We start from the raw sequence: 12692 nt of genomic DNA on the forward strand, positions 1-12692 counted from the left end.
GCAGGTATGTAACGATATTTTCCATTTTTAACGCTGAAAAGGATTAACAGTCTCATGGCAGACAATAATCTCACCACGGCTCCAGAGCAGACGGATGCAAACGCCACCTCTGCCGAGCGAGTCTCCAACAGCGGACACGACGAGGTAGCTACCACCAGCTCCAATAGCGGCGTAAAGCGCCCAGGCGACCGTGTCTTTGAGTTCTTTTCCACTGCTTCGGCAACGCTTATCACCGTCATGATTGCGGCCATTGCTGCCTTCCTGCTCTGGCGAGCGGTGCCCGCATTGGCGGTCAACGACGGCGGCATCATGGGCTTTTTCACCTACGGTGGCCGCTGGGAGACCTCCGATACCTCCGCGATGAAGTTCGGTATTCCGACCATGTTCGGAACCACCGTTCTCATTTCGGTCTTCGCCCTTCTGCTGGCCATGCCGGTGGCCTTGGCCATCGCCATCTTCCTGTCCAACTACGCGCCTGCCCGCTTGGTTAAGCCGCTCGGCTTCCTCGTGGACATGCTCGCTGCGGTTCCTTCCATTGTTTATGGTCTGTGGGGCTGGCAGGTTCTCGGCCCGGCCCTATCCGGCTTCTACTCCTGGATGGAATCCTGGGCGGGTGGCTTCTTCCTATTCCACGTCTTCGATAACTCGCCGTCTTTCGCTACTGGCCGCAACCTGTTTACCGGTGGCATCGTGCTTGCCGTGATGATTCTGCCGATCATCGCCGCTACCGCACGCGAGGTCTTCGTGCAGACCCCTCCGGGCCAGGTGGAATCCGCCCTGGCTCTGGGTGCTACCCGCTGGGAAGTTATCCGCATGACCGTTCTGCCATTCGGCATGTCCGGCTACATCGCCGGCTCCATGCTCGGCTTGGGCCGTGCGTTGGGTGAGACCATGGCGCTGTACATGGTTGTCTCCCCGCTGATTGACTTCCGCTTCTCGCTTTTCGACGGCGGCACGACCTTCGCCACGGCCATCGCCCTGGCATCTGCCGAGTTCGGTAACGAGATGCGCGCTGGTGCCTACATCGCCGCCGGCCTCATGCTGTTCTTGCTGACCTTCGTGGTCAACGCAATTGCCCGCGCCATCGTGAAGAATAAGTAAGGAGGGGAGGATCAATGACTACGACTACTAATGCCAAGCCTGCCTCCCAAGGCGGCGCGACCTTCCTGGACATCTCCGGCTCCCGCAAGATGACCAATAACATCGCCACCGCGGTGGTCTGGGGCGCAATGATTCTGGCCATGGTTCCGCTGGTGTGGGTTCTGTGGGAACTCATCGCCCGCGGCAGCGGCGTCATCCTCAACCCTGAGTGGTGGACCACCTCCCAGCGCGGCATCATGAATAGCTCTTCCGGCGGCGGTGCCGCTCACGCCATCGTTGGTACCTTCGTCCAGACCATTCTGGCCTCCATTATCTCTATCCCGATCGGTATCTTTACCGCCATCTACTTGGTGGAGTACTCCAAGGGCGGCTGGCTCGGCCGCATCACCACCTTCATGGTGGACATCCTGTCCGGTGTGCCTTCCATCGTTGCGGCTCTGTTCATCTTCGCCATGTGGATCACCCTGTTCGGCTTCGGCCGCTCCGGCTTCGCCGTGGCGCTGTCCCTGGTGCTGCTGATGATCCCGATTGTGGTGCGTAATACCGAAGAGATGCTACGCGTGGTCCCAATGGATCTGCGTGAGGCATCCTACGCACTCGGCGTTCCGAAGTGGAAGACCATCGCCCGCATCGTTCTGCCTACCGCACTGTCCGGCATCGTCACCGGCATCATGCTGGCGATTGCCCGCGTGATGGGTGAGTCCTCGCCGGTGCTGGTCTTGGTTGGTTCCTCCTCCGTCATCAACTGGGATGCCTTCAAGGGCTCTCAGTCCTCGCTCCCGCTGATGATGCTGGATATGTACAAGGCCGGCGCACAGCCCGCCGTACTGGACAAGCTCTGGGGAGCAGCGTTGACGCTGGTTATCCTCATCGCCGTCCTCAACATTGCGGCCCGCATCGTTTCCGCGAAGTTCTCGGTTAAGAAGTAAACGCCGTACCACTCGATTCCGCCATACACTTGCTAGAGGAGAAACTCCCAAATGTCTAAGCTCGCGCTCAATGACGTGAACATTTTTTACGGCGACTTCCACGCCGTGCAGAACGTGAATATGCAGATTCCGGCCCAGGCCGTGACCGCATTCATCGGCCCTTCCGGCTGTGGTAAGTCCACCGTGCTGCGCACCATCAACCGCATGCACGAGGTTATCCCCGGCGCCTCCGTGAAGGGCGAAATCCTGCTCGATGGCACCAATATTTACGGACCGAAGGTCGACCCGGTATCCGTACGCAACACCATCGGCATGGTCTTCCAGAAGGCTAACCCGTTCCCCACGATGTCCATCGAGGACAACGTCGTGGCAGGCCTGAAGCTGTCCGGTGAAAAGAACAAGAAGAAGCTCAAGGAAGTCGCGGAGAAGTCCCTGCGCGGCGCCAACTTGTGGGACGAGGTTAAGGATCGCTTGGACAAGCCAGGCGGCGGCCTCTCCGGTGGTCAGCAGCAGCGTCTGTGCATCGCCCGCGCTATCGCCGTGGAGCCAGAGGTGCTACTCATGGACGAGCCTTGCTCCGCGCTGGACCCGATTTCCACCCTCGCCGTGGAGGACCTCATCCACGAGCTGAAGGAAAACTTCACCATCGTTATTGTGACCCACAACATGCAGCAGGCAGCCCGCGTGTCCGATAAGACCGGCTTCTTCTCCCTAGAAGCAACCGGTAAGCCAGGCCACCTGGTGGAGTTCGATGACACCACCAAGATCTTCGAGAATCCTTCTCAGAAGGAGACCGAGGATTACATTTCTGGCCGCTTTGGCTAAAGAGTAGAGAGATTGTCCGAGAGAAAGGGGACCGGTTCGAAAGAACCGGTCCCCTTCTTTGGTGCTTAGATTCGTCTAACGGCGAAACTGACGCTCGAGATCTGCCATCCGTGCTTCAAATTCGGCGTCCTTTTTGTCCTCCTCTAGCTTCTTGGCATAGTCATTGGGCAAAAGACCCGTGGTCAGATAGATGATGTGGCCGGCCACGGAGACGCAGTGGTCCGCATAGCGCTCGTAGTAACGCGTAATTTGTGAGGTCTCAACGGCTTCGCGCACGCTGCCTTCCCATTCGCGCTGAGTCAGGATGCGCAGAATATGGGAGTTGATATCATCCACTGCATCATCGTCGGCACGGAGGTTGACGGACAAATCCGCATCAGGGGTGACGAGGATATCGTGCAGGACCGACCCCATTTCTTCAGTAAGACGGTACATCTCCTCGAAGTAGCCGATGTAATTCGCCGGTACCACGGGGGCAGGGTGGCGGCGGCGCGCGGAGGCCGCGATGTGCTGGGAAAGCCGGCCCATTCGGTAGAGATCCTCCACGATATAAATCGAGGAGACCACCTGACGGAGGTCCTGTGCCATGGGGTTTTCCAAGGCCAAGAGTTTTACGGCACGCTCAGAGCACCTAGCGCGGATCTCATCTAGCTCCTCAGTCATCGTGAGGGCATCTTCCGCGGAGTCCAAGGCGCCTTGCAGCAGCGCCAAGGAGGCCTTATCCATGATGTCGCGAACGGTATCGCACATCACGATGAGGTCGTGGGAGAAATTGTCTAGGTGTTCCCTGTAAGCGGCACGCATGCCAAAGATAATAGCGAAAAATTTCGGCGCTTGCGCAACTTAAGTAGAGCATAAATGCAAGTTTCCTGTGCGTTCCTAGCTGCTCTTATACCTTTGTTAGGTTATCCGCCGGAGTTCATAATGTCAGCGGCAACCGGAACGCAGTCGTCTTCTGGATCGTCGAGCCAGCCATCCGGCAAAGCCACCTTGGAGGGTGAGCCTTGGCGGCCGCGGGCTCCGTCGGCGTCGGCAGCCAGGGCATCGGAATCCGCCCAAGGGGCTAGAAGCTCACGCAAGGCATCGAGGGAATTGACCTTGGCTAAGCCCGCGCGGACCTGGCCACCAACCGGGAAACCACGCAGGTACCAACCGATGTGCTTGCGGATATCGCGTGAAGCATTGTCCTCGCCATCGTGCTCCGCCAGTAGCTCCGCGTGGCGGAGGATTACCTGGGTGACCTCGCCCAGGGTGGGCTCTGCCGGAATGGACTCGCCGCGCAGTGCGGCGCCGAGCTCGGCAAAAAGCCACGGGCGGCCGAGGCAGCCGCGGCCTACCTGCACGCCGTCGCAGCCGGTTTGTTCCATCATGCGGCGGGCATCCTCGGCACGGAAGATATCGCCATTGCCCAGCACCGGCACGCCAGTATCTGCCAGATGCTCTTTGAGGCGCGCGATTTCGTCCCATCGTGCTTCGCCGGAGTAGCGCTGAGCGGCGGTGCGGCCGTGCAGGGTAACGGCGGCGGCACCGGACTCGACGGCGATACGCCCGGCGTCGAGATGCGTATGGTGCTCGTCGTCAATGCCCACGCGCATCTTCACCGTGACCGGGATATTGGTTCCCTCGGTGGCCTTGACTGCGGCGGAGACGATATTGCCAAAGAGACGTCGCTTATAAGGAAGCGCGGAACCGCCGCCGCGGCGGGTCACCTTGGGAACTGGACAACCAAAGTTCATATCGATGTGGTCCGCCAGGTTTTCGTCGACGATCATCTTCGCGGCTTTATAGGTATATTCCGGATCCACCGTATAGATCTGTAGGGAACGGGGATCCTCCTGCGGCGCGAAGGTGGTCATGTGCAGCGTCTTTTCATTGCGCTCAACCAAGGCGCGGGCCGTGACCATTTCGCAAACGTAGAGGCCCGACACCGTGCCGGTGCGCTCCAGCTCTTGCTCGCGGCACAACGTGCGGAAGGCAACGTTGGTTACCCCCGCCATCGGGGCGAGGATGACGGGGGAGGAGAGATCGTAGTGTCCAATGCGCAAATTCACGCCCCAATTGTGCTAGTTAACGGGGGAAAATAGCAACCGGGCCCACAGTGGCGACGTACCCTATTTTTGCTTTATGGGGTAGGGGTCACACAAAAGTGGTGGAAATCTTGCAAAGATTCGCTAATGTGGGCTGTGTAACTATTTAGGACGGCCGTTATTTTGGCTGGCCCCTTAATGAAGGAGGATTACCCATGTCCGAAAGAATCGCGTATGCCCCATTCGAGAAGCTCGTAGTTTCCGCAGAAGAGGCTGCTCAGCACGTCAACCACGGTGATCGTGTAGGAATTTCCGGCTTCACCGGCGCTGGCTACCCCAAGGGTCTGCCCACCGCCATTGCAGAGAAGGCCAAGGCTCTACATGAAAAGGGCGAGGAATTTAAGATCGACGTCTTCTCCGGCGCTTCCACCGCCCCAGACTGCGATGGCGTTCTGGCGGAAGCTGAGGCGATTCGCTTCCGCTCTCCTTATAACTCCGATCCCACCCTGCGTAAGCAGTTCAATGATGGCACCGCGCTTTACCAGGATATCCACCTGTCTCACTCGGGCCAGCAGGTAGAAGAGGGCTTCTACGGTGACTTCCAGGTAGCCATTATTGAGGCCGTGCGCATTACCGAAGAAGGCCACGTGGTGCCGTCCTCTGCAGTGGGCAATAACCTCGAGTTCATCGAGGCTGCCGATAAGATCATCATCGAGATCAATGAGTGGCAGTCCGTCAACCTCGAGGGCATGCACGATATCTACCGCATTGAAAAGCTGCCTAACCGCCAGCCAATCCCTATCACTAAGCCGGGCGACCGCATCGGCACCACCTACATGGAGGTGCCGGAGGACAAGGTTGTCGCAGTGGTTAAGACCGATGCCCCGGACCGCAACGCGCCGTTCAAGGAACCGGACGAGATTTCCGAGAAGATCGCCGCCAACTTCATTGAGTTCCTCGAAGGGGAGGTCGCCGCTGGTCGCCTCGAGTATGACAAGTTCATCATGCAGTCCGGCGTGGGCAACGTCCCCAACGCCGTGATGGCCGGACTTTTGGATTCCAAGTTTGAGAATATTCAGGCCTATACCGAGGTCATTCAGGACGGCATGCTCGATCTCATCGATGCGGGCAAGATGACCATGGCTTCCGCCACCTCTTTCGCGTTGTCCCCAGACTACGCGGAGAAGATGAATGAGGACGCAGAGCGCTACCGCAAGCACATCATCCTCCGCCCGCAGCAGGTTTCCAACCACCCAGAGGTCATCCGCCGCGTCGGCCTGATTTCCTCCAATGGCATGATTGAGGCCGATATCTACGGCAACATCAACTCCACCAACGTGTCTGGCTCCCGCATTATGAACGGCACCGGCGGCTCGGGTGACTTCACCCGCAACGCTTATATCTCCACCTTCGTTTCCCCGTCTGTGGCTAAGGATGGCGCAATTTCCGCGCTGGTTCCGTTCGTGTCCCACACGGACCACACCGAGCACGACACCATGGTCATCATTACCGAGTACGGCGTAGCCGACCTGCGCGGCCTGGCGCCGAAGGAGCGCGTGGAGAAGGTCATCTCCGTGGCACATCCGGACTACCGTCCGTTGCTCGAGGAATACTTCAACCGTGCCAAGGAAAACAAGTTCCAGCACACTCCGCACGACCTGAAGACCGCCTTTGACTTCCAGGTCCGCTTCATGGAGAAGGGCGATATGCGCGGCTAATGTAGCCACGCTCCGGCAGGCGCTCAGCGGCGAGCTGGGCGCCTTTCGCTTGCCGACGCCCCCCTAATTAGGACTTTGCAAATACCGCACGCTAAAATGTAGCGACGTTGGGCCTTTAGCTCAGTTGGTAGAGCTACGGACTTTTAATCCGCAGGTCGTGGGTTCGATCCCCACAGGGCCCACAACTGGAGCCACCTTTTTGGGTGGCTCCTTTTAGTTTTTGACCATCTTCTTAATGGCGCGCATGGCCTCTTCTAGCTTCTCGGTGGCTACCTCACCGTCCTCGGCGGCGGCACCAGCCACACAGTGCTCAATATGGTCTTCTAGGAGCGCCAGTGAGACATTCTCCAGCGCCGACTTCACCGCCGAAATCTGGGTAATGATGTCGATGCAGTATTGGTCTTCCTCAACCATGCGGTGGATGCCGCGTGCCTGCCCCTCAATGCGCTTGAGTCGGGCAAGGTAGCGATCCTTGCTCTTAGAATCCGCGTTATATCCGTGCACGTGCGGCTCGTGGCAGGAGCACGTTTGATGCTGGTCAGACATGGTTCCTAATCTTTCTTGGGGAGCGATTTTGTAACTAGGTGAGGTCTCCAGTATATTTCTAGAGGTCGCCTTAGCGCGACGGGCCCCCATCGTCTAGCGGCCTAGGACACTGCCCTTTCACGGCAGCGGCACGGGTTCGAATCCCGTTGGGGGTACCAACACGAAAGTGTTGGCTCGAATTGGATATTCGATTGGCCTTGTGGCGCAGTTGGTTAGCGCGCCGCCCTGTCACGGCGGAGGTCGCGGGTTCAAGTCCCGTCAAGGTCGCAGAATGAGCAGCAATCGCTTCGGCGGTTGCTGCTTTTTGTTTTGTTAGGCTGGCGCTATGGAGCCATACGTCGGAATCGCTGTCTTTGAACTTGCCTCCGAAAGCTCGGAGCATTCTAACTTCTTCCGAGAGGACTTCTTTCTCGTCTATGCAGGCTCGGATGAGGAGGCGCACCGGAAGGTCGAGGCACGGGCCCATGAGCAAGAATATGAGGGCCTGTGGCTGCGCCACATTGTCGACGTCGCTCCGGCCCTTTATGGCTATGTGGACCGAGATTGTGACCTTTACTCGCGGCACTTTGCAGCAATGGAAGACTATGAGCGCTTTGAGATGAACTTGGGCGGAAAAGATCCGCTGGAGAGCTCTAAATAGCTTTCTGACGTGCTGATTTGGTGAGTATTGGGAGTCTTCTGTAAAGTAACTATCCGTGCCCAAGAGGGCACGCATAATTAAAAATGGCCCTGTGGCGCAGTTGGTTAGCGCGCCGCCCTGTCACGGCGGAGGTCGCGGGTTCAAGTCCCGTCAGGGTCGCGGAAACCTTCGGGTTTCTGGCCAGATAGCTCAGTCGGTAGAGCACACGCCTGAAAAGTGTGGGGTCGCCAGTTCGATCCTGGCTCTGGCCACAATAATGGCTCCTCGTAAGAGGGGCCATTTTTGCTTAGTATGGGCACATGGAACATGCTATTGCACACCAGACAGATAAGTCCCGCTACGTCCTTACCGTGGACGGCGTCGAGGCGGGCGCGTGCCACTACGTAGATGCCGGCACGACGCGCGAGTTCAACCACACGGTCATCAAGGATGCTTTCCGCGGCCAAGGATTGTCAGCGCCGCTGATTAAGGCCGCGCTTGACGACGCCCGGGGCGTCGGCAAGCAAGTCATTGCTTCCTGCTCCGCCGTGGCGCATTTTATAGATAAGAACCCCGAATACCGCGATCTGCTGCGCGCAGAAGGCATATAAAAAGCGGCCCACAGTAGCCTGTGAGTCGCCGGGAGAGAATTTAGATGTAGTAGTCAGGGTCGACCAGTTTAATGCGCTCATTCGGGTTGCGCGGACGGTTCTTGGCCGGAATGCCCACCGCGATATTTTCAGCCGGAACGTCCTTCGTCACCACGGCATTGGCGCCAATGGCCGATCCTTCACCGATCGTAATGGGACCGAGCACCTTGGCGCCCGCACCGATGGTGACATTGTCTTCAACAGTGGGGTGGCGTTTGGTTTGGGTAAGGACCTGGCCGCCGAGGGTGACACCGTGGTAGAGCATGACACCATCGCCAATCTCTGCGGTTTCACCAATGACAATGCCCATGCCATGGTCAATAAAGAAGCGGCGGCCGATAGTTGCGCCTGGGTGGATTTCCACGCCGGTAAAGAAGCGGTTAATCTGCGCCAAGATGCGCGCGGGCCCGCGCAGGCCACGCTTCCACATCCAGTGCGAAATGCGGTGAGACCACACCGCGTGGAGGCCGGAGTACACTACTGCATTTTCGATGTCGCCACGCGCGGCCGGATCGTGATCTCTTGCATTTGCTAAGTCTTCACGGATGTAGCTCATAATGTTCATGCACACATAGTACTGGCATAAAAAAGGCACCCGCCAAGGTTGGCGGGTGCTTTTATTCAAGCGAAGTAATTTAAGCTTCGCGGATGTCCTCGAAGAGGATGGTGGAGACGTAGCGCTCACCGAAGTCCGGCAGGACAACCACGATAGTCTTGCCCTCGAACTCTGGGCGCTCCGCCAGCTTCAGAGCTGCGGAAACGTTAGCGCCGGCGGAGATACCAACCAGCAGGCCTTCCTGGGTAGCCAGGTCGCGGGATGTCTTGATGGACTCCTCGGTGGTGGCCGTAAAGACTTCGTCGAGAAGCTCGCGGTCAAGTACCTCAGGAACGAAGTTAGCGCCAAGGCCCTGGATCTTGTGCGGGCCAGCGTGGCCTTCAGACAGGACAGGGGAGTCGGACGGCTCAACGGCTACCAGGTGCAGGTCTGGGTTCTTGGACTTCAGGAAGCGGCCTGCACCGGTAACGGTGCCGCCGGTGCCTACGCCAGCAACGAAGGCGTCAACCTTGCCCTCTGCGTCTTCCCAAATCTCCGGGCCGGTGGTTTCCTCGTGAATCTTCGGGTTCGCCTCGTTAGCGAACTGTGCAGCCAGGATGGCGTTATCGGTCTCGGCGACAATTTCATTCGCCTTGTCGACGGCGCCCTTCATGCCCGCCGCACCCGGGGTCAGCACGATTTCTGCGCCGTAAGCACGCAGCAGCACCTTGCGCTCGTTGGACATGGTCTCCGGCATGGTCAGGATGACCTTGTAGCCCAAGGTGGCGCCAGCCAGGGCCAGGGCGATGCCGGTGTTGCCGGAGGTGGCCTCCACGATGGTGCCGCCTGGCTTGAGCTGGCCGGACTTCTCGGCCGCTGCGACGATGGCCTTGCCGATGCGGTCCTTCACGGAGTTAGCCGGGTTAAAGGACTCAACCTTGGCAAGCACGGTGGCGCCCTTGCCCTCGGTGAGACGGTTCAGGCGGACCAGCGGGGTGCCGCCGATGGTTTCCATAATGTTGTTGTAGACAGCCATTCTGTGGACTCCTTTGGGAATCAGATTTGGGTTCAAATCGCGTACAACGCAAGCGTACACTACACAAGTAGACCAGTCAGTATATAAATTCTAGACCGGGCATTCGGGCATTCCATGTGGGATTGCAGCGCCGGATAAGCCGAGGGCGATTTCGAATTACCCCCACATGCTGTCTATACTTCCACTCAGTTGCCCGCTGATCCCCAAATTCCCGGGGGGAGGACGGGTACACCTACTTGGTTACCCCCGACGAGGAAAGAGTCTCATGGAGTCGCATCGCCTCAAAGATGATGAAGAATCCGTACGCGCGGCCCTGTCGTCCCTGAAGACCGCTACAGGTATTCCGGTGACGATGTACGCCACGCTGCTGCCCGATAATCGCCTGCAGATCACACAGTGGGTGGGGCTACGCACCCCAGCGCTGCAGAATCTGATCATTGACTCCGGCGTCGGTGTAGGTGGGCGAGTGGTCAGCACTCGCCGTGCGGTAGGTGTATCCGACTACACGCGTGCCACCACCATCTCGCACGAGAACGACCGCGTAATCCAGGACGAGGGTCTGCATTCCATTGTGGCCGTGCCCGTTACTGTGCAGCGCGAAATTCGCGGTGTTCTCTACGTCGGCGTGCACTCCCCAGTTCGTTTGGGCGACAAGGTCATTGAAGAAGTGACGATGACCGCGCGCACCCTCGAGCAAGACTTGGCCGTTAATTCCGCCATGCGACGTGCCGATGGGTCCAAGGGCGGAGCCGCCCGCGGCCACGTCATGAACGGTGCCGAGTGGGAGCAGGTCCGTTCCACTCACTCCAAGCTGCGTATGCTGGCCAACCGCGTAGAAGACGAGGAGCTGCGCAAGGAGCTAGAGACGTTGTGTGACCAGATGGTCTCGCCGGTGCGCGTGAAGCAATCCACCAAGCTCTCCGCCCGCGAACTCGACGTTCTCTCTTGTGTGGCCCTAGGCCATACCAACGTAGAAGCAGCTGAGGAAATGGGAATCGGCGCAGAAACCGTTAAGTCTTATTTGCGCTCGGTAATGCGCAAACTCGGTGCGCACACCCGCTACGAGGCGGTTAATGCCGCCCGTCGTATCGGCGCATTGCCCTAAGAACCGGTAGCGTAGGCAGTTGTGAAAGATCAGTTTATTGTTTCCGGCGGTGCCCGCCTAGAGGGCACCGTTAAAGTAGATGGCGCGAAAAATAGCGTCTTGAAGCTCATGGCCGCATCCTTGCTGGCGGAGGGCACTACGACGCTGACGAACTGCCCAGAAATTCTGGACGTCCCCCTCATGAAGAAGGTTCTCGAGGGGCTCGGCTGCGAGGTAGTCATCGAGGGCTCTGAAGTCCGGATTACTACCCCTGCACAGCCGCAATCCAACGCGGATTTTGACGCGGTCCGCCAATTCCGCGCATCCGTCTGCGTGCTCGGGCCTTTGACCTCCCGCTGTGGCCACGCGAAGGTAGCGTTGCCTGGTGGTGACGCGATTGGTTCCCGCCCGCTCGATATGCACCAAACTGGCCTAGAAAAGCTCGGCGCCACCACCCGTATTGAACACGGTGCCGTCGTGGCAGAGGCTACGCACCTGCGAGGTGCAAATATCCGCCTGGACTTCCCGTCCGTAGGCGCAACCGAAAATATTCTTACCGCTGCGGTCCTCGCCGAAGGTGAAACCGTTCTCCATAACGCAGCTCGCGAGCCGGAAATCGTCGACCTGTGCACCATGCTCAAGTCCATGGGCGCCGATATCGAGGGCGAGGGAAGCTCGGTGGTAACCATCCGCGGCGTCGATAAGCTGCAGCCCACCCAGCATGAGGTTATTGGTGACCGAATTGTGGCCGGCACGTGGGCGTACGCCGCTGCCATGACCCAGGGCGATATCACCGTGGGTGGAATTTCCCCGCGCCACCTGCATCTACCACTCGAAAAGCTGAAGTCCGCCGGCGCGGAACTAGAGACCTATGAGAATGGCTTTCGCGTGCGCATGGATCAGCGTCCGCAAGCTGTGGACTACCAGACCCTGCCATTTCCGGGATTTCCCACTGACCTGCAGCCGATGGCTATTGGCATCTCTGCCATTGCGGACGGAACGACCGTCATTACGGAGAATGTCTTTGAATCCCGCTTCCGCTTTGTAGATGAAATGCTGCGCTTGGGTGCCGACGCCCAGGTTGACGGTCACCATGTAGTAGTCCGCGGTAAAGAACGACTCTCTTCTACTCACGTATGGAGTTCCGATATTCGCGCGGGTGCGGGTCTTGTACTTTCTGCACTGTGTGCGGATGAAACCACCACCGTCCACGATGTCTTCCACATCGACCGCGGATATCCCAACTTTGTAGAAAACCTGCAGCGCCTCGGCGCCACAATTGAAAGAACTCAAGAAGAAGAGCTCTTTTAACGTCGCCCCCAGCACACCGTTTTCCGTTGTGTGCTGGGGATTTGTCATTGTTGGAGGGGTTGGACTACATTAATCCAAGTCGCCGCGAGGTAGCCGGTTGGTTACTTTTAAGCGAATTTTGTACGGACTTGGTTCGATGATTTGACTTGGTTCATTTGGTTGAGTAAGTTTGTACGAGCCGCCGACGAGAGGTTAACGGGAAGTTAATTTTTTGTGGTGTGTGGATGATGTTTGAGAACTCAATAGTGTGCCAATGTACTTTTTATTTTTTGTGTGCATGGTTGTGTGTTGATTGGTTTGTCTGCCAGCAG

13 protein-coding genes and 5 tRNA genes are annotated in these 12692 nt (G+C 58.2%); 13 read left to right on the forward strand and 5 right to left on the reverse strand.

Annotated elements, in window-relative coordinates; translation table 11 throughout:
* The first annotated feature begins 54 nt into the window (after positions 1-54).
* Genes pstC through pstB form a run of 3 tightly spaced genes read left to right on the forward strand, consistent with a single transcriptional unit; the run spans position 55 to position 2855 of the window.
* Positions 55-1101 (forward strand): phosphate ABC transporter permease subunit PstC, encoded by a 1047-nt coding sequence (gene pstC, locus QP934_RS08530; RefSeq protein WP_239273291.1) that lies wholly within the window; start codon positions 55-57, stop codon positions 1099-1101.
* A gap of 14 nt (positions 1102-1115) precedes the next feature.
* Positions 1116-2030 (forward strand): phosphate ABC transporter permease PstA, encoded by a 915-nt coding sequence (gene pstA / locus QP934_RS08535; RefSeq protein WP_284791266.1) that lies wholly within the window; start codon positions 1116-1118, stop codon positions 2028-2030.
* Between the two features lie 51 nt (positions 2031-2081).
* Positions 2082-2855 carry a phosphate ABC transporter ATP-binding protein PstB gene (pstB, locus tag QP934_RS08540; RefSeq protein ID WP_023019857.1) on the forward strand — a complete coding sequence of 258 codons (774 nt, stop codon included), beginning with the start codon at positions 2082-2084 and terminating at the stop codon, positions 2853-2855.
* A 75-nt stretch (positions 2856-2930) separates the two neighbouring features.
* Here pstB and phoU read toward each other — a convergent pair whose 3' ends face one another.
* Both phoU and dusB read right to left on the reverse strand, forming a co-directional pair.
* The gene (gene phoU / locus QP934_RS08545; RefSeq protein ID WP_419127306.1) at positions 2931-3659 is read right to left on the reverse strand and encodes a phosphate signaling complex protein PhoU; all 729 of its coding nucleotides are present in this window, start codon (positions 3657-3659) and stop codon (positions 2931-2933) included.
* 101 nt (positions 3660-3760) lie between these two features.
* Positions 3761-4906: a tRNA dihydrouridine synthase DusB gene (gene dusB, locus QP934_RS08550; RefSeq protein WP_239273288.1), complete on the reverse strand. Its 1146-nt coding sequence runs from the start codon at positions 4904-4906 to the stop codon at positions 3761-3763.
* A gap of 191 nt (positions 4907-5097) precedes the next feature.
* Between dusB and QP934_RS08555 the strand changes: the two genes are divergently transcribed.
* Both QP934_RS08555 and QP934_RS08560 read left to right on the forward strand, forming a co-directional pair.
* Positions 5098-6600, forward strand: a complete 1503-nt coding sequence (locus QP934_RS08555) for an acetyl-CoA hydrolase/transferase family protein (protein ID WP_419127307.1) — start codon at positions 5098-5100, stop codon at positions 6598-6600.
* A 109-nt stretch (positions 6601-6709) separates the two neighbouring features.
* Positions 6710-6782: transfer RNA gene (locus tag QP934_RS08560), tRNA-Lys, on the forward strand.
* Positions 6783-6813: 31 nt separating this feature from the next.
* Here the strand turns inward: QP934_RS08560 and QP934_RS08565 are convergent.
* On the reverse strand, positions 6814-7146 hold the full coding sequence (locus QP934_RS08565; RefSeq protein ID WP_005325826.1) for a metal-sensitive transcriptional regulator: 333 nt from the start codon (positions 7144-7146) through the stop codon (positions 6814-6816).
* 82 nt (positions 7147-7228) lie between these two features.
* Here QP934_RS08565 and QP934_RS08570 point away from each other — a divergent pair.
* The 6 genes from QP934_RS08570 to QP934_RS08595 all read left to right on the forward strand — a co-directional run bounded on the left by QP934_RS08570 (position 7229) and on the right by QP934_RS08595 (position 8376).
* A tRNA-Glu gene (locus tag QP934_RS08570) sits at positions 7229-7304 on the forward strand.
* Positions 7305-7339: 35 nt separating this feature from the next.
* Positions 7340-7413: transfer RNA gene (locus QP934_RS08575), tRNA-Asp, on the forward strand.
* Positions 7414-7471: 58 nt separating this feature from the next.
* Positions 7472-7786, forward strand: coding sequence for a DUF4288 domain-containing protein (locus QP934_RS08580; protein WP_239273286.1), 315 nt, complete (start codon positions 7472-7474; stop codon positions 7784-7786).
* Between the two features lie 85 nt (positions 7787-7871).
* Positions 7872-7945 (forward strand) — tRNA-Asp (locus QP934_RS08585).
* Positions 7946-7964: 19 nt separating this feature from the next.
* Positions 7965-8037: transfer RNA gene (locus tag QP934_RS08590), tRNA-Phe, on the forward strand.
* Between the two features lie 48 nt (positions 8038-8085).
* Positions 8086-8376, forward strand: a complete 291-nt coding sequence (locus QP934_RS08595; RefSeq protein WP_419127308.1) for a GNAT family N-acetyltransferase — start codon at positions 8086-8088, stop codon at positions 8374-8376.
* A 40-nt stretch (positions 8377-8416) separates the two neighbouring features.
* Here the strand turns inward: QP934_RS08595 and epsC are convergent, their stop codons facing one another.
* Together epsC and cysK are read right to left on the reverse strand one after the other, a co-directional pair.
* Positions 8417-8980, reverse strand: a complete 564-nt coding sequence (gene epsC / locus QP934_RS08600) for a serine O-acetyltransferase EpsC (RefSeq protein ID WP_225746468.1) — start codon at positions 8978-8980, stop codon at positions 8417-8419.
* 70 nt (positions 8981-9050) lie between these two features.
* The gene (gene cysK / locus QP934_RS08605) at positions 9051-9986 is read right to left on the reverse strand and encodes a cysteine synthase A (RefSeq protein ID WP_419127309.1); all 936 of its coding nucleotides are present in this window, start codon (positions 9984-9986) and stop codon (positions 9051-9053) included.
* A 265-nt stretch (positions 9987-10251) separates the two neighbouring features.
* Here cysK and ramA point away from each other — a divergent pair, with 265 nt between their 5' ends.
* Positions 10252-11091, forward strand: coding sequence for an acetate metabolism transcriptional regulator RamA (ramA, locus tag QP934_RS08610; protein ID WP_005325834.1), 840 nt, complete (start codon positions 10252-10254; stop codon positions 11089-11091).
* Positions 11092-11112: 21 nt separating this feature from the next.
* Positions 11113-12381, forward strand: coding sequence for a UDP-N-acetylglucosamine 1-carboxyvinyltransferase (gene murA, locus QP934_RS08615; RefSeq protein ID WP_005325837.1), 1269 nt, complete (start codon positions 11113-11115; stop codon positions 12379-12381).
* Positions 12382-12692 lie beyond the last annotated feature (311 nt).

Origin of the sequence: Corynebacterium sp. MSK122, assembly GCF_030229435.2 — a bacterium.
In the GTDB taxonomy this organism is placed as follows: domain Bacteria; phylum Actinomycetota; class Actinomycetes; order Mycobacteriales; family Mycobacteriaceae; genus Corynebacterium; species Corynebacterium marquesiae.

Bases quoted from the DNA above. Each gene is read 5' to 3' on its own strand.
- QP934_RS08555 (WP_419127307.1), top strand. From the start codon at position 5,098: ATGTCCGAAAGAATCGCGTATGCCCCATTCGAGAAGCTCGTAGTTTCC.
- pstB (WP_023019857.1), top strand. From the start codon at position 2,082: ATGTCTAAGCTCGCGCTCAATGACGTGAACATTTTTTACGGCGACTTC.
- QP934_RS08580 (WP_239273286.1), top strand. From the start codon at position 7,472: ATGGAGCCATACGTCGGAATCGCTGTCTTTGAACTTGCCTCCGAAAGC.
- pstC (WP_239273291.1), top strand. From the start codon at position 55: ATGGCAGACAATAATCTCACCACGGCTCCAGAGCAGACGGATGCAAAC.
- ramA (WP_005325834.1), top strand. From the start codon at position 10,252: ATGGAGTCGCATCGCCTCAAAGATGATGAAGAATCCGTACGCGCGGCC.
- epsC (WP_225746468.1), bottom strand. From the start codon at position 8,980: ATGAACATTATGAGCTACATCCGTGAAGACTTAGCAAATGCAAGAGAT.
- QP934_RS08595 (WP_419127308.1), top strand. From the start codon at position 8,086: ATGGAACATGCTATTGCACACCAGACAGATAAGTCCCGCTACGTCCTT.
- cysK (WP_419127309.1), bottom strand. From the start codon at position 9,986: ATGGCTGTCTACAACAACATTATGGAAACCATCGGCGGCACCCCGCTG.
- QP934_RS08565 (WP_005325826.1), bottom strand. From the start codon at position 7,146: ATGTCTGACCAGCATCAAACGTGCTCCTGCCACGAGCCGCACGTGCAC.
- pstA (WP_284791266.1), top strand. From the start codon at position 1,116: ATGACTACGACTACTAATGCCAAGCCTGCCTCCCAAGGCGGCGCGACC.
- phoU (WP_419127306.1), bottom strand. From the start codon at position 3,659: ATGCGTGCCGCTTACAGGGAACACCTAGACAATTTCTCCCACGACCTC.